This window comes from Rhizobium anhuiense (assembly GCF_003985145.1).
GTDB lineage: Bacteria > Pseudomonadota > Alphaproteobacteria > Rhizobiales > Rhizobiaceae > Rhizobium > Rhizobium anhuiense.
Window position 1 is genome coordinate 323,929 of record NZ_ML133524.1, and the last position, 15,638, is coordinate 339,566.

A 15,638-nucleotide genomic window follows, 5' to 3' on the forward strand; every position below is an offset into this window, starting at 1 on the left:
ATCGGCATGAAAGCTGAAGCGCTCTTCTGGCAGCAATGTAGCCAGGCCGTCGCCGCCGATGGATCGATCGATGCGCAGCGACTGATGGAACTTGTGATCGCGACCTATCGCGTCCATGAAAGCGATTATGACGAAATCGAAAGAAGCGCGGAGACGCTGCTCAGGGAAAACCATGCGCTGCGAGGCAATATTTCCGCCCTCAGCCAGGCATTCGACGGACAGACAAAGCTCTTCGAAATCATTCTCAACAATCTGCCGCTCGGTCTCAGCGTCTTCGACGCCGACCAGCGGCTGACGCTTTCCAACATCCGCTTCCGTCAACTCTTCGGCCTGACGCAGGAAGATGTCACTGCCGGCGCGGCAATCGCCGATCTCACGGCCAAAATGCGCGGTACAGAGAGCGCCGGGGCCAAGCCCGGCCGGCGGAGCGGGCGACATTCCTCCGCAACCGCAAGAACCGGCAGCATCCGCCGGCGCGAATGGGTGATGGACGATGGCCGCATCATTCAGAGCATGGTGACCATTCTTGCCGACGGCAGCAACATCGCCATACATGCCGATATTACCGAGGATCGAAGGGCGGCCGAGCGCATCACCTATCTCGCCCACCACGACCCGCTGACCGGCCTTCCGAACCGCATCCATTTCCGCGAGCAGGTCGATGCGACGCTCACCGAGCGCAAGCCGGATGAGCAGATAGCCCTCGTCCACCTCAATCTCGACGGGTTCAAATCGATCAACAACACGATGGGCGTTTCGGCCGGCGACACGATCCTGCAGCAGGTCGCCGCGCGTATCCGAATCTCGGCCGGTTCGGAGAACACCCTGGCGCGCCTCGGTTCGGACGAATTTGCCATCCTGCAGACGGGCAAGCAGCAGCCGTGGAACGTGACGGCGCTTGCAGAGCAGATCCGCCAAGAGCTTTCCGCACCATTCTTCCACGGCGAAAAACAGGTGGAACTCAGCGTCTCCATGGGCATCGCAGTCGCCCCTGATGATGGGGAGGAAACCGACATCCTGTTGAGGAACGCCGGCGTGGCGCTGTCACATGCCAAGGCAGATGGGCGCAAGCGCGAGCGCTTCTTTACCGGCGAGATGGAAGCGCAGATGCAGCTGCGCCACGCGCTTGAGGCAGACCTCAAAGCCGCCGTTGAGAACGAGGAATTCGAGCTGCACTACCAGCCGCTCTATGATCTCTCGCAGCGGCGCGTCTGCGGCTTCGAAGCTCTGATCCGCTGGAACCACCCCGTCCGAGGCCGCGTTCCGCCGATGGATTTCATTCCGCTTGCCGAAGAGGTCGGCCTCGTCGTCGATATCGGCCGATGGGTTTTGCGCCAGGCCTGCAGCGATGCGGCGCAATGGCCGGAGGGCATCAAGGTCGCCGTCAATGTCTCGGCGATCCAGTTCAGCAGCAGCGACCTGACGCAGGATGTCAGCGAGGCGCTTGGCGCTGCATCGCTGTCGCCGTCGCGGCTAGAGCTCGAAATCACCGAGAGCGTGCTGATGGAAAATCTGGGCGAGGTGCTGCCGATCCTGCATGCGCTGAAGGAGCGCGGCATCCGCATCTCGATGGACGATTTCGGCACCGGCTATTCCTCACTGAGTTACCTCTCGAGCTTCCCCTTCGATAAGATCAAGATCGACAAATCCTTCGTCAACGACATCGTCGACAACAAGGAAGCGCATGCGATCATGCACGCGATCATCCTGCTCGGCGATGCGCTCGGCATGCGCGTCACGGTCGAAGGTGTCGAGACCGCAGCGCAGTTGGCGCTGCTCGAACGCGAGGAATGCGACGAGATCCAGGGCTATCATATCAGCCCGCCAAGACCTGCAGGTGACGTGGCCCATCTTCTCTCCCTGCCGCCAAATAACGGCGCCGTGGCGCATCGTCCTCAAGCCAAGCACTGAGATCCCAATTCAGGGCGTTGCGGCGCTCTCGTCTTCTCAGACGGGCAGTGCCGTCGATTGCGACTCGCACGGCAAGCCGCTACACAATCGGCTACGATTCCCGGTGTCTTCGTTGTCGCATACTTTACCCGCCGGCATCACTTCCGCCCCGATGCCCTGTTGGCGGAAACGATTTTCCTTATGACAGGTGGCGCAATGTTCGAGGCCGAAGCCTTCTCCCCACACGAAACGCTCGCGGCGGCGCTGATTGCGCATGCGACCGACGGCGACGACGGCTCGCACGACCTTGCGCATATCCTGCGCGTCTTCAGGAATGCCATGCGCATCCATGCGGGCGAAGGCGGCGACGGGCGGGTTCTTGCCGCTTCCGTGCTGCTGCACGACTGTGTCGCCGTCGAGAAGAATTCGCCGTTGCGGGCAAAAGCATCGGCTTTGGCGGCGGAGAAGGCATCGGCAATCCTGGCGGAACTCGGCTGGAGCGAAGCGGATATTGACGCCGCGGCCCATGCAATCACCGCGCACAGCTTCTCGGCCGGGTTGGCGCCGCAGACGCTGGAGGCGAAGATCCTGCAAGATGCCGACCGGCTGGACGCGATCGGCATGATCGGCGCCGCACGCTGCTTCTATATCGCCGGGCGACTAGGATCCGGGCTCTACGATCCGTTCGATCCGGTGGCAGCGGACCGTCCGCTCGATGACAAGCGTTATGCCATTGACCATTTCCAGACGAAGCTGTTCAAACTGGCAGAAGGGTTCCAGACCGAGACCGGCCGCAGGCTGGCGGCCGCGCGCGACAAGAGCTTGCGCGACTTCCTCTCGGCCTTCATGGATGAAATCTAGAGTCTTTCCGGTTAGATTGCAGCATTCTGTTGGCTCAAACGGAGTCGGATGGTCGACCGGCCGGCGCGCGTCGTAGCCCAGTTCTACGGCCAAGCCGGCCGGTCGATCAGACGGCCCGTTTCAGCCAACCCTCCCGCAGATTTGCCTGGCAAATCTGCAAGACTTTAAAATCGCCGGACGCACCTGTTGCTTCGCATGGCGAACCAGTGCGGCCGGTGGGCCGGGCATCTCTACAGGAGCACAACATGCGTGTCAGCGACCTCTTCATCTACCCGCTCAAGAGCGCCCGCGGCATTGCGCTGCCGGCCGCCGACATCGACGCCTACGGGCTTCCCGGCGACCGACGGGCGATGATCACCGATGCGCAGGGGCACTTCATCACCCAGCGCGAGCTGCCAGACCTCGCACGTATCGAGGTGCGACCGGAAGCGAACGCCTTTCGGCTGCTGATGCAGGGAAAGCCTGACATATCGGTTCAGCCGCCTCAGCCTGAAAATCGCATGGATGTGACCGTGTGGAAATCTGCCGTCAGTGCCGCCGTCGCCGATCCGGAGAGCAACCGGCAGCTTTCCGAGTGGCTCGGCCGCGAGGTGCGGCTGGTCTTCTTCGATGGCCAGGCGCGGCGAACGGCGAATGCCGAATGGGCTGGCGAAGGCACGCCCGTCACCTTCACCGACGGCTATCAGATCCTTGTGACGACAACCGGCTCGTTGAAGGCATTGAATGCCGATCTCGCCGCCCATGGCGAAGGCAGTGTCGGCATGGAACGCTTCCGTCCGAACATCGTCATCGATACGGACGAGGCCTGGCCAGAGGACCGCTGGGCGGCAATCGAGATCGCCGGCATCCGCTTCGATCTCGTCAAACCCTGCTCCCGCTGCATCATGACGACGCAAGACCAGCTGACCGGTTCACGCGAGGGGCCAAACCCGATGCCGGCCATGGGCCGCATCCGCATGTCGGCCGACCGGCGCGTGCCCGGCCCACTGTTCGGCTGGAACGTCACGCCGCGCGGCAGCGGCAGGATTACGGTCGGCGACGCCGTCAGCATCGTTGAAGAGAGACCGGAAGGCTGGGCGCTCAAACGTCGCGCCGCAGCCTAGAGCCTTTCCGGGTTAGATTGAAACATTCTGTTGGCTCAAACGGAGTCGGATGGTCGACCGGCCGGCGCGCGTCGTAGCCCAGCTCTACGGCCAAGCCGGCCGGTCGATCAGACGGCCCGTTTCAGCCAACCCGAAGGGCCGGGCATCTTTCCGCCAGGATCAAAGGCGATCGGCTCGAACGTACCAGGAGGTACGCCCTTCGCCAATCGCCTCTGCCCTGACGAAAACCTGCTCCGGCAGAATGCTGCAATCTAACCCGGAAAGGCTCTAGCCTTTTCAGACGCGATCAAGCGCGGCATCGATTCCCGCCATGACATCGGCCGGCAGCGGTCCCTTTTCCAGTGCGCCGGCATTTTCCTCCACCTGGGCGACGGTGCGGAAACCCGGAATGGGGAGCGTGCGCGGCGAGCGTGCCCAAAGCCAGGCAAGCGCGCCCTGCGTCAGCGTGCGGCCACCTGAGGTCAGGAGATCACGGACGGCATCGAGCCTTGCGGCGAATTCGGGGGCGATGCGCCCGTCCTTGAAATAGACCATCCAGTCGAGGGCGGCACCGCGGACATCCTTCGCGCCCACCGCCTTGTCGGCGGTGAACTTGCCAGTGAGGAGACCCATGGCCAGCGGGCCGCGATTGATGGAGATCAACCCCTTCCCCTCGATCACCGCAATCATCTCCGGCACCGGCTCGAAGACGTTCATCGTATGCTGGATCGAGACATAGCCCCGGCGGCCGGCATGACGGGCGGCGCGATCGGGAGAATCGGTGCTCCAGCCGAACGCATCGATCTTGCCTTCGGCCCGCAGCGCCTCCAGCGTATCGAAGACGGCATCCGACTGTTCCAGCGGAAAATCATTGATGTGGAACTGCAGCAGATCGAGGCGGTCGCGCTTCAGGCGGCACAACGAGGTCTCGACCGAACGGCGAATGAAGGCCTCATCGGCAAAGGCACCGGTTGCCTGCTTGGTTTCCGGATCGGTGGCAAAGCCGAATTTGGTGGCGATGACGATATCGTCGCGATTGCCGATCGCCCGGCCGAGCATGTCCTCCGAGTGGCCGGCGCCGTAATTCGACGCCGTGTCGAAGAAGCGGATGCCGAGTTCGATGGCGCGATGGATCGCTTCGACGGATTCATCGTCGTCGACATCGCCCCAGCCGAGTGGCGTGTCGCCGGCGAAGAAGGGACCGCCGATCGCCCAGCATCCCATGCCGAGGCGCGGAATTTCGCGGCCGTTCCAGAGCGTGATCGTCGTCGGTGATGCGGTCTTGGTCAGCATGAGGTCCTCCTTGATTGGCAATCCTGTGAAGACATAGGAAGCACTCTTCGGCAGGTAAACCGCCAAATCCGGAGGATGTTTTGCACCCGTAAAAAACGAGGTCAGGCGGAAATACCAGTCGGAGGGGAAAGCGTCCGCAAGGCTGGATTGAGCGCCTTGAGCGCGGCCTGAACGAAACCGTCGCGGGCCGCCGCCGCCTCGATGCCACGCGGCTCATAGACGTGGCGATGCAGAAAGAACCCCGTCAGCCGGAATGCTGCTGCGAGACTATCGAAGTCGGCCGCATGATTGCCTTCGGCACTGAGGAACGGCGGCAGGAGCAGCATCTTGTCCGCCCAGGGGGCACCGGCCGTGCGGCTGACGGCACGCCCGGATTTCGGCGAGACATAGACAAGATCGGAACGGGCGCCGGTTGCGGCGCATTCGGCAAGATCGAGTCCAAAGCCGAGATCATTCAGCACCGCAAGCTCGAAACGCACGAAGAGTTCGCCGGCATCGGCCGGGTTGTGCAGGTGATCGAGGATTACTTCAAGCGCATCGAAGAGATGCGGATGCGGGTCACGCTCCGGCAGCAGCCGCAGCAGCGCGCCCATGGCCTGGACGCCGTAGACGGCGGTCGCCGTTTCCATCAGGCGGGCGGCGCGCAGCGTCACCGGCTCGACGCGGAAATCTCCGAGATGCTCGTCAAGCCGAGCGCGCCAGGTGACTTCGACGGCATTGCCCGCCTGCAGCACAGGCTGCATGGCGCGCGAGCGGCCGGAACGCACCAGGCCGAGATGGCGGCCGCGATCACGCGTCATCACCTCGGCGATGACGCTCGTCTCACCGTGGCGCTTGACGCCCAGAATGATCGCATGGTCTTGCCACTGCATCGAAAGAGTCCTTGCGGATGACGAATCCATCCTAATCCAAGGACCGGTTTCTGTCATGGACCGCGTCAGGCGACAGCCGGGAAAAGCCTCAGCAGGAAGTCACGCATCGCCGTTTCGTCGAAAGGCTTGACCAAAAGCGGGATGTGCTGCAGGTCGGGTGGGAAATCGCCCGTATCGGAATAGCCACTGACGAAGCCGAAGGGGATGCCGATATCGAAAAGATGGCGGGCAAATCCGAAGCTCATGCCGTCACCGAGATTGACGTCGAGAAGGGCGAAATCATATGTCTCCGCCGCGATGGCAGCCCTCGCCTGCTCGACGCTGCCGACGATATCGATGCTCTCGACGCCGGCCAGGCGCAGAATATCCTCCGCCTCCATCGCGATGATCAGACTGTCCTCAAGAACCAGAACACGGATTGCGCTCATGATTCGATGCCCCTCGTCGAGCGCCTGTCGCAGCGCCCCGGCCGTTTCGCCAACATCATTGCCCTCCGGTGCCCCGCATGGCACGCTATCGGTGAATTCCGCCACCTTGTCTGAATAAACCATTTTTCTGCCCGGTCGATAAGAATCAAAATCGGAGGAAAGATGATGCCCGACCTTATTTTCCCTGATGCTAATCTGCATTTAAAAAAGACATAACCAAGCTGGTTGGCCAGGAGTCTGTCGACAAATAATCGTGTCCTCAGACGGATGACTGTGATTTGCGCGAAGCCAAGACGGCTACCGGCAGTTTTGTCGTCGCAGGCGGACCGATCTCACAGAAATGCGAGAGTTTGCCCATCAAATGTGGATGGTAGCAAGCGATCGAAATCGATCGCAATAACGCCAAAACAAAGCGATAGAGCATGCCCGGGACGCGGAGAATGGAATTTAGATGAACGGGCGTTTGCCCTCTCCGAGCCCTTCCCAACCGGCGATCGCCATCAACTCTTCGCCGTTCAGCACCTCGCAGCCGCGCTCCTGCCAGCGAATCAACCCACGTTCGGCGAGCTTTTTCAGAGTCTTGTTGGTGTGGACGATGGAAAGACCAAGCGTGTCGGCAATGTGCTGCTGGGTGATGGGGATGAATTTGCGGCCGTTGAAGATATTGAGCTTCCGGCCGCGCTCGAACAGGAAAGCGATCAGGTAGGCGGCTCTTTCCAGCGCCGTGCGGCGGCCGATGCTCAGGAGATGCTCATCCAGGATGCGTTCCTCGCGCGCGGCGATCCAGGTGATGTCGAAGGCGAGCGAGGCATGTTTGTTGTAGAGCGTCATCAACCGGTCACGCTCGAAGACACACAGGGAAACGGGCGAAAGCGCTTCGACGGAGTGCTGCATCTCGCCGGCGATCGTTCCCTGCAGGCCGATCAGGTCGCCCGGCATGATATAATTCAGAATCTGGCGGCGCCCGTCCTCCAACATCTTGTAGCGGAAGCCCCAGCCGGAAAGCACCGTGAAGAGATGAGCGCTGTGTGCGCCCTCGACGAGGATGGTGGAGCCGGCATCGACGGCAAGCTCGCCCCTCTTGAAACGCGAGACGAATTCCAACTCGTCGCGGCTGAACTCCCTGAAATGCGGCAAGGGGCGCAAAGGACATTGCTCGCAAGGGGTCTTGAAAGAATGGATGGGTCTCGACGTCGCCATATTTGCCCTTGCCGTCGCAAAACCGGCGCGCCAACGTTGGCGCGCCGCTCATCAAAGAATGCGCAGGCCACGGATTTGTTCCACGAGCGAGGCAGATTTTTTATGCGAAAACAAAGGGCTGGCGCGTGCCCGATGAAATCTTTGCCATGCTTTATTTCGGGAAATCGAGGCCCATTTCGCGGAACCGCTCGGGATCATCGCCCCAATTCTCACGAACCTTGACGAACAGGAAGAGATGGACCGGCTGTTCGAGGATTTCCGACAGTTCCTTGCGGGAGGCAGTCGAGATCGCCTTGATGGTTTCACCACCCTTGCCGAGGGCGATCTTCTTCTGGCTGTCGCGCTCGAGATAGATCACCTGCTCGATCCGCACCGAGCCGTCCTTGCGCTCTTCCCACTTCTCCGTTTCGACGTGCGAGGCATAGGGAAGCTCCTGATGGAGGCGCAGAAACAGTTTTTCGCGGGTGATCTCGGCGGCGAGCTGACGCATCGGCAAATCGGAGATCTGGTCTTCCGGATAGTACCACGGCCCCTCCGGGAGGGTCTTCGCCAGATAGTCCATGACGTCGTCGCAACCGGAGCCGTTTTCGGCCGATATCATGAAGGTGCGCTCGAAGGCGATCTTCTCGTTGGCGGCAGCGGCCAGCGCCAGCAGATCCTCGCGATTGACGCGGTCGATCTTGTTGAGCAACAGGATCTTCGGCTGCCGGACCTCCTTGAGGCCTTCGAGGATGGCTTCGGCATCGCCGCGCAGACCGCGCTCGCTGTCGATCAAGAGCACGATCAGATCGGCATCCTTGGCACCGCCCCAGGCCGAGGTCACCATGGCGCGGTCAAGCCGGCGACGCGGCTTGAAGATACCAGGCGTGTCCATGAAGACGATCTGGGCATTGTCGTGGATGGCGATGCCGCGCACGATCGCCCGCGTCGTCTGCACCTTATGGCTGACGATCGAGACCTTGGCGCCGACGAGGCGGTTTACCAACGTCGACTTGCCGGCATTGGTCGGCCCGATCAGCGCGACGAAGCCCGAATGCGTCGGACCACTGGTTTCTGCGGCAGCTTCGGCCGCGATATCTTCTTCTTGTGTCATTGTCCCGTCAGTTTCCGGCAGGCGATTGCTGCCAAATGCCTTCGCGCTCAAGCATCTTCGTCGCCGCAACCTGTTCGGCGGCACGCTTCGACCGCTCTACGCCGGTTTCGGGCTTAATGCCAGCAACTTCCACCGTCACCTTGAAACGCGGATCATGATCCGGTCCGCTGCGTTCATCAACCCGGTAGATCGGAGTGACGCCGAATTTCGCGTGCGACCATTCCTGCAGCTCGGTCTTGGCGTCGCGCTTGGCGCCATCGGCCCGCGCCGCCCTGCCCTGCCAATAGCGCAGAATGAACCGGCGGGCGACCTCAAGGCCGCCGTCGAGATAGATCGCGGCGATCAGGCTTTCGACGACATCGGCGCGCACGTTCATCATGCGCTTGCCGGTCAATTTCTTCACATCGGCGCCGGTGCGGATATAGAGGTGAAGATTGAGTTCGTCGGCGACCGCTGCGCAGGTTTCGGCGCTGACGAGCTGGTTGAGGCGAACCGAGAGCTCGCCTTCGCCTGCCGTGCCGAAGGTGCGGAACAGAAGCTCGGCGATGCAGAGCCCGAGGACCCTGTCGCCGAGGAATTCCAGCCGTTCGTAATTGCCGCCCTTTTCCGTGCGGGCGCTGGCATGAGTCAGCGCCCGATCGAGGCGTTCCTTTTCGGCGAAGTCGTGACCGATCAGGCCTTCAAGCTTTGCGCGGTCCGCCGCAGAAAGCGTCTGCGCCTTGCTCATTCAACAACCTTGAAGAGGCGGTCCCAACGCATGTTCGTCGGCCACTTCCAGATTTCTCGGAAGGAGGTGTCGTTGCCGAGCGAGAAGAAGATGACGCTGGCGCGGCCGACAAGATTTTCGGCAGGCACGAAGCCGACGTCGAACCGGCTGTCGAGCGAGTTGTCGCGGTTGTCGCCCATCATGAAATAATGGCCTTCCGGCACGATGAATTCACGGGTGTTGTCACCCCGCGACACCGGAGACTGATCGAGCGTATCGTAGGTCTTGCCGCTGTCGAGCGTTTCGCGGAACACCGGCACATCGGCGCCCGGATCGAGCTTGTAATCCGACGTGAAGGTCCCGTCCGCCACCTTCGGAACCGGCTTACCGTTGACGTAGAGCACGCCGTCGGTCACCTGGATGTGATCGCCCGGCAGGCCGATGCAGCGCTTGATGTAATCAACCTCGGGATTTGGCGGGAAGCGGAAGACGACGATGTCGCCACGCTTCGGATCGGCGCCGAACAGGCGGCCGCTGAAGATGTCGGGCGAGAAGGGCAGCGAATATTTCGAATAGCCGTAGGCGAACTTGTTGACGAAGATATAATCGCCGACGAGCAGCGTCGGCATCATCGAACCGGACGGAATGGTAAAGGGCTGGAACAGCACCGTTCGGATCACCATCGCCAAAATCAGCGCCTGGATGATGACTTTGATATTTTCCCAGAGGGCGTTCGGCTTGGCTTCGACTTTTTCGGACACGCAGTCTTATTCCTTCAAGACGCCGCGGAGGCGCAATTCTTTCTGTCGTTCTCTCTAGCGGCTTCGGCCGATTGCGGCAATGGCGACAACGTCAAAAGCGACGAGAGGTCGCGACTACAGGCTTACGGGGGTCGCGATAACACTCCGGATCAAAGGTTCTCGGGCAACGCCTCGATAATGACGAAGGCCTGCGCCAAGGGATAATCATCGGTTATTGTCAAATGAATGGCGGGCTTGTGGCCCGCGGGCAGCAGCGATTCGAGGATCAGGGCGGCGGCGCCTGACAAAACCATGGTCGGCTTGCCGCTCGGCAGGTTGACGACGCCCATGTCCTTCCAGAAAACGCCCTGGGCGATACCGGTGCCGAGTGCTTTGGAACAGGCCTCCTTGGCGGCGAAACGCTTGGCATAGGATTCGGCGCGATTTGCCCGACGGTCGGAACGCGCGCGTTCGACCTCGGTGAAGCAGCGTTGGGTGAAGCGCTCGCCGAAGCGCTCGATGGATTTCTCGATGCGGCGAATGTCGATCAGATCGCTGCCAATGCCGATGATCATGCCGGAACCTTCCGTCGCTTGAGAATTCTCGATCGGGTTCAAACGCTCGGCATGTCGCCGGCCGGGCTGGCAAGGCGCAGGCGCGCCCGCTCGATCAGCCGTATGTGGCGGCGCGTCTGAAAACCCTTCACGGTGTAGAACGTCAGCGCATAGAGCGCAACGGAGGTGACGATCGCCGGCGGGATGGCGCCTACCAGCATCGGTTCCAGCACCGGCTTCCACAGCTCGGTGAAATTCAGCTTATGGAAAAGCGCGGCCAGATCCACCGTCTGACCGGCCAGATGATCCTCGCGGCTGAGCAGCAGATGTCCGATCTCCCAGGTGATGCCCCAGATGAAGGGATAGGTCAGCGGATTGCCGAAGGCCGCGCAGCCAAGGGCGGCGGCCACCATGCTGCCAGAGAGGAAATAGGTGATGACGAAGGCCATGACGAAATGCACGCCGATGAACGGCGTCCACGAGACGAAGACACCCGCGGCGACGCCAGCCGCAACCGCGTGCGGCGAGGCGCTCAGGCGCAGGATGCGCATTGTCAGGTAACGGATCGGGCGAAGGAAACCTTTGCGGGGCCATAAAAGCTCTCGCATCTTTTCCTTGAATCCCGCAGGCTTGCGACGGCGAAACAACATGGCCGGTATTTAGTGCAGCGCACATGACCATGACAAGAGCGGCAAATGATACCGCCCGAAAAACAGCTCAGCTCTCTCAGCGGAGAGGAACTTCTTCAGCCGAGGGGCGTCCGTTATGCAAAACGTCCCTCACTCGCCTCAAGTATAAAGCTCACTATTAGCGATTGCGGAATAGACCGCGGTCGACCTGGCGCTGACGAAATTCGAGATCGATACGATCGAGCGAGCCATTGAGATATGCCATTTCACGTTCCTGCGTGGTCTGAGCGCGGAAGGCACGAGCGATTTTCCTGATAGGGTCAAACATTATCTTGTCTCATCTTCTGTTTGCGTTTCGATGATCAGAAGATAGGCCCGGCGCAGGTTAATTACTACAGCCGCAACATGGAGACAGCCATGCGCCTAATGCATTGCTTGCCTTTTTGATGCTCCACATTGCGCACAAAACGATCATAAAATATGCAATCTCTCGCCCAGCCCACTGACAGGCTTAACAAAAGCTTACTCGTAAAGCCGCCGAACGGTGGCGATGCAATCCAGTTCCTTCATCTGGGCGAGCAGCTGATTGAGCTGGCGCAAGTCCCAGACCTCGACCTCGAGCATCATTTCGGTGAAATCGGCCGCCACCCGCACCGTGTTCAGAAGGCGAATATTGACGTCGAGGCCTGCGACCGTCTGGGCGACCTTGGCGAGCGTGCCGGGCTCATTCAACCCATTGACCATGATGCGCGCCATGAAACGCGACTTGTTGGCTTCGTCGAGATCCCAGCGGACGTCGATCCAGCGGTCGGGCTGATCGTCGAAGCGCTGCAGGCTCGGCGACTGGATCGGATAGATGGTGATGCCGTTGCCCTGGTCCATGATGCCGACGATGCGATCGCCAGGCACGGCACCAGTCGGCGCGAACTTGACGTCGACATTGCCGGACAGACCGCGGATCGGACCGATATCGGCATGCGTGTCGACTTCCGAATGGCCGCCGTCGGGCCCGGCCTTGGTCTTGCCGGGGATCTTGAAGATCATGCCGGCCGCACTGCGCACGTTGAACCAGCCGTCGTCGCCTGATGGTTTCACGGTGACGCGCTCGTCCTGATGATCGGGATAGACGGCGCGCAGCACATCGAGCGAGGACATCTCGCCACGGCCGACGGCGGCAATCGCATCCTCGACATCCTTCTGGCCGAGACGGTGTAGCGCCGGCTTCATCGCCTCGCGCGAGAAGATCTTGCCGGCCCTGTCGAAGGTACGCTCGAGAATGCGGTGACCGAGGCCGGCATATTGCTTGCGGATCGCCATGCGGGTGGCGCGGCGGATGGCGGCGCGCGCCTTGCCGGTCACGACGATCTCTTCCCAGGCGGCGGGCGGAACCTGCACGCCGGAGCGGATGATCTCGACCTCGTCGCCATTGGCAAGCCGCGTCACCAGCGGCATGATACGGCCGTTGATCTTGGCGCCCACCGTGGTGTCGCCGATATTGGTGTGCACCGCATAGGCGAAATCGATCGGGGTGGCGCCACGCGGCAGGGCAATCAGCTTGCCCTTCGGCGTGAAGCAGAAGACCTGGTCCTGGAAGAGCTCAAGCTTGGTGTGTTCGAGGAATTCTTCCGGGCTGTCGCCCTCGGCGAGCGCCTCGATCGTATGGCGCAGCCAGGAATAGGCGTTGGATTCGCGCGAAAGGATGTCGCCGTCGGCATTGGTGGCGCCGTCCTTGTAAAGCGCGTGGGCGGCGATGCCGAATTCGGCGATTTCGTGCATGCGCTTGGTGCGGATCTGCAGTTCGATGCGCTGGCTGGACGGACCGACGATGGTGGTGTGCAGCGACCGGTAATCATTCTGCTTTGGCGTCGAAATATAGTCCTTGAAGCGGCCGGGCACGACGCGCCAGCGCGTGTGGACGATGCCGAGCGCCCGATAGCAGGACGGGATGTCCTCGACGATCAGGCGGAAGCCGTAGACATCGGAAAGCTGCTCGAAGGAAAGAGACTTCGACTGCATCTTGCGAAAGACCGAATAGGGCTTCTTCTGTCGGCCCTTGACATAGGCGCTCGTCAACCCGCTTGCGACCAGCAGGTCGCGCAGTTCGGCCTCGATCTTCTTGACGATGCCCTCGTTGCGCTTCGAAAGCTCTTCCAGCCTTTTGGTGACGGTCTCGTAGGCTTCCGGGTTCATATGCCGGAAGGAGAGTTCCTCGAGTTCCTCACGCATGTCCTGCATGCCCATGCGGCCGGCCAGCGGCGCATAGATTTCCATCGTCTCCTCGGAGATGCGGGCGCGCTTGTCGGCCGACATGTGATCGAGGGTGCGCATATTGTGCAGGCGATCGGCAAGCTTGACGAGCAGCACACGCACATCATCGGATATGGCGAGCAGCAGCTTACGCAGGTTTTCCGCCTGCTTGGCCTTCTTGGTGACGAGATCGAGCTTCTTGATCTTCGTCAGCCCCTCGACCAGGCGGCCGATATCCTCGCCGAACAGTTCGTCGATCTCGGCGCGCGTCGCCGTCGTATCCTCGATCGTGTCGTGCAGAAGGGCAACCGCGATCGTCGATTCATCGAGGTGCATGTCGGTGAGGATGGCGGCGACTTCGAGCGGATGAGAAATATAGGGATCGCCGCTCGCGCGCTTTTGCTGGCCATGCTTCTGCATGGCGTAGACATAGGCTTTGTTCAGCAGTGCTTCATTGGCATCGGGCTTGTATTGCTGAACCCGCTCCACGAGCTCGTACTGCCGCATCATTCCAAAGCCACTCCGATAAAAATAAAAGCGCGCCAATCAACGATTGGCGCACACATGGGCAATAATATGCCTAAGCAATAAAGGCGCAAGATTGACGATTGGTAATCATCGCTCTTTTGCATCGCATGAAGCTGTTTCGGTATCACATCTGACCGATGTGACCGGGATCCGGCCTATGCGCTTAGTAGTCGTCGCTCTTTTCCGGCGGCACCAGGCCTTCGATGCCGGCAAGCAGCTCTTCTTCCGACATCTGGTCGAAAGTGATCGTCTCCGGCAGGTCGTCCTGCTCCTCGCTGTCGGCTGCGGCGACGCCGCCGGCGGCGATCATGCTTGCCGGATCGGGCTCGGGCTCGTCGACTTCGACATGCTTCTGCAGCGAATGGATCAGATCTTCCTTGAGGTCATCGGGCGAAAGCGTCTCGTCGGCGATTTCGCGCAGGGCCACGACAGGATTCTTGTCATTGTCGCGATCGATGGTGATCGAGGCACCCTGGGAAATCAGCCGGGCGCGGTGGCTGGCGAGCAGAACCAGCTCGAAGCGGTTCTCCACCTTGTCGATGCAATCTTCAACTGTGACACGGGCCATTGCCTGTCCTTTGCGGTCGTCATTTCGGGATTAGCACGCCCGATACAATTAAAACCGGGCAAATACAAGTTTTTCATTCCGGCGCCCCTCGTCTTTATCCGCGACTGAGCTAAATTTCCATGGAGAATGTCATAATTCCACCGAAGGTTGCTTGGAATATGCCGAATCGTGCCCTAAATCTTTCATATATGAATAATTCATAAAGTAAGGATCAAAGCGAAATAGAAACGCAAGATATTGTTTTTATTGAAGTTTGTCACCTGCGGATTTCGATTGCTCTCATTGGATTGGTAAGCGATGTTTGACCCACGCGAAAAAATTGCACTCTTCATTGACGGCGCCAACCTCTACGCTGCATCCAAGAGCCTCGGCTTCGACATAGATTACCGCAAGCTGTTGAAAGCATTCCAGAAACGCGGTTATCTGCTGCGCGCTTATTATTATACCGCTCTGATCGAGGATCAGGAATATTCATCGATCCGGCCGCTGATCGACTGGCTCGACTACAACGGCTACAAAGTCGTCACCAAGCCCGCCAAGGAATTCACAGATTCCATGGGTCGCCGGAAGATCAAGGGCAACATGGACATCGAGCTTGCGATCGACGCCATGGAACAGTCCGAGACGGTCGATCATCTTGTCATCTTCTCCGGCGACGGCGATTTCACCAATCTGGTCGAGGCGCTGCAGCGCAGAGGCCGCAAGGTCTCGGTGATCTCAACCATGGCGACGCAGCCGCCGATGATCGCCGACGACCTGCGTCGGCAGGCCGATCATTTCATCGATCTCTTGTCTTTGAAGGCTGAAATCGGTCGTGATCCTTCCGAGCGGGCGCCACGTCCGGTCGAAGTCGTCCCGGCCAGCGATTTCGAGGAGTGATCTCTCCACCATCTCGAAGCGGAGCTGCGAAGCTCCGCGGCACGGCAGCCGCGTTCCCGCATCGCCAT

Annotated in this window: 16 protein-coding genes; 4 read left to right on the forward strand and 12 right to left on the reverse strand. The window is 60.5% G+C overall.

Features of this window, described 5'->3' with window-relative positions; translation table 11 throughout:
* Window positions 1-6: 6 nt before the first annotated feature.
* From EEQ99_RS14875 to EEQ99_RS14890, 3 genes are all read left to right on the forward strand, one after another.
* Window positions 7-1,911 carry a putative bifunctional diguanylate cyclase/phosphodiesterase gene (locus tag EEQ99_RS14875; protein WP_063474241.1) on the forward strand — a complete coding sequence of 635 codons (1,905 nt, stop codon included), beginning with the start codon at window positions 7-9 and terminating at the stop codon, window positions 1,909-1,911.
* A 180-nt stretch (window positions 1,912-2,091) separates the two neighbouring features.
* Window positions 2,092-2,751 (forward strand): HD domain-containing protein, encoded by a 660-nt coding sequence (locus tag EEQ99_RS14880; RefSeq protein WP_174824459.1) that lies wholly within the window; start codon window positions 2,092-2,094, stop codon window positions 2,749-2,751.
* Between the two features lie 245 nt (window positions 2,752-2,996).
* A complete protein-coding gene (locus tag EEQ99_RS14890; protein ID WP_048338678.1) occupies window positions 2,997-3,854 on the forward strand; it encodes an MOSC domain-containing protein in 858 nt (285 codons plus the stop codon).
* A 276-nt stretch (window positions 3,855-4,130) separates the two neighbouring features.
* On the opposite strand, the gene EEQ99_RS14900 is transcribed toward EEQ99_RS14890, so the two are convergent.
* The 12 genes from EEQ99_RS14900 to rpoZ form a co-directional block, all read right to left on the reverse strand.
* The gene (locus EEQ99_RS14900; protein ID WP_127430669.1) at window positions 4,131-5,126 is read right to left on the reverse strand and encodes an aldo/keto reductase; all 996 of its coding nucleotides are present in this window, start codon (window positions 5,124-5,126) and stop codon (window positions 4,131-4,133) included.
* A 101-nt stretch (window positions 5,127-5,227) separates the two neighbouring features.
* Window positions 5,228-5,998, reverse strand: a complete 771-nt coding sequence (gene recO / locus EEQ99_RS14905; protein WP_127430670.1) for a DNA repair protein RecO — start codon at window positions 5,996-5,998, stop codon at window positions 5,228-5,230.
* 65 nt (window positions 5,999-6,063) lie between these two features.
* Entirely contained in the window at window positions 6,064-6,549 is a 486-nt protein-coding gene (locus tag EEQ99_RS14910; protein ID WP_063474238.1) for a response regulator, read from the reverse strand.
* Window positions 6,550-6,873: 324 nt separating this feature from the next.
* Window positions 6,874-7,626 carry a Crp/Fnr family transcriptional regulator gene (locus EEQ99_RS14915; protein WP_047616257.1) on the reverse strand — a complete coding sequence of 251 codons (753 nt, stop codon included), beginning with the start codon at window positions 7,624-7,626 and terminating at the stop codon, window positions 6,874-6,876.
* A 151-nt stretch (window positions 7,627-7,777) separates the two neighbouring features.
* On the reverse strand, window positions 7,778-8,719 hold the full coding sequence (gene era, locus EEQ99_RS14920; protein WP_047616255.1) for a GTPase Era: 942 nt from the start codon (window positions 8,717-8,719) through the stop codon (window positions 7,778-7,780).
* 7 nt (window positions 8,720-8,726) lie between these two features.
* Window positions 8,727-9,446: a ribonuclease III gene (gene rnc, locus EEQ99_RS14925; protein ID WP_047616253.1), complete on the reverse strand. Its 720-nt coding sequence runs from the start codon at window positions 9,444-9,446 to the stop codon at window positions 8,727-8,729.
* Entirely contained in the window at window positions 9,443-10,186 is a 744-nt protein-coding gene (lepB, locus tag EEQ99_RS14930; RefSeq protein ID WP_028759159.1) for a signal peptidase I, read from the reverse strand. The genes rnc and lepB overlap by 4 nt, the downstream gene beginning before the upstream one ends.
* Before the next feature lie 149 nt (window positions 10,187-10,335).
* Entirely contained in the window at window positions 10,336-10,740 is a 405-nt protein-coding gene (acpS, locus tag EEQ99_RS14935; protein WP_063474237.1) for a holo-ACP synthase, read from the reverse strand.
* A 38-nt stretch (window positions 10,741-10,778) separates the two neighbouring features.
* Window positions 10,779-11,369 carry a DUF2062 domain-containing protein gene (locus EEQ99_RS14940; protein ID WP_028759157.1) on the reverse strand — a complete coding sequence of 197 codons (591 nt, stop codon included), beginning with the start codon at window positions 11,367-11,369 and terminating at the stop codon, window positions 10,779-10,781.
* 157 nt (window positions 11,370-11,526) lie between these two features.
* Window positions 11,527-11,676, reverse strand: a complete 150-nt coding sequence (locus tag EEQ99_RS14945; protein ID WP_080759973.1) for a DUF3563 family protein — start codon at window positions 11,674-11,676, stop codon at window positions 11,527-11,529.
* A gap of 194 nt (window positions 11,677-11,870) precedes the next feature.
* Window positions 11,871-14,105: a RelA/SpoT family protein gene (locus EEQ99_RS14950; RefSeq protein WP_047616251.1), complete on the reverse strand. Its 2,235-nt coding sequence runs from the start codon at window positions 14,103-14,105 to the stop codon at window positions 11,871-11,873.
* Window positions 14,106-14,286: 181 nt separating this feature from the next.
* A complete protein-coding gene (rpoZ, locus tag EEQ99_RS14955) occupies window positions 14,287-14,691 on the reverse strand; it encodes a DNA-directed RNA polymerase subunit omega (protein ID WP_003574261.1) in 405 nt (134 codons plus the stop codon).
* A 297-nt stretch (window positions 14,692-14,988) separates the two neighbouring features.
* Here rpoZ and EEQ99_RS14960 point away from each other — a divergent pair, with 297 nt between their 5' ends.
* Window positions 14,989-15,570 (forward strand): LabA-like NYN domain-containing protein, encoded by a 582-nt coding sequence (locus EEQ99_RS14960; RefSeq protein WP_028758247.1) that lies wholly within the window; start codon window positions 14,989-14,991, stop codon window positions 15,568-15,570.
* The last annotated feature ends 68 nt before the right edge of the window (window positions 15,571-15,638 follow it).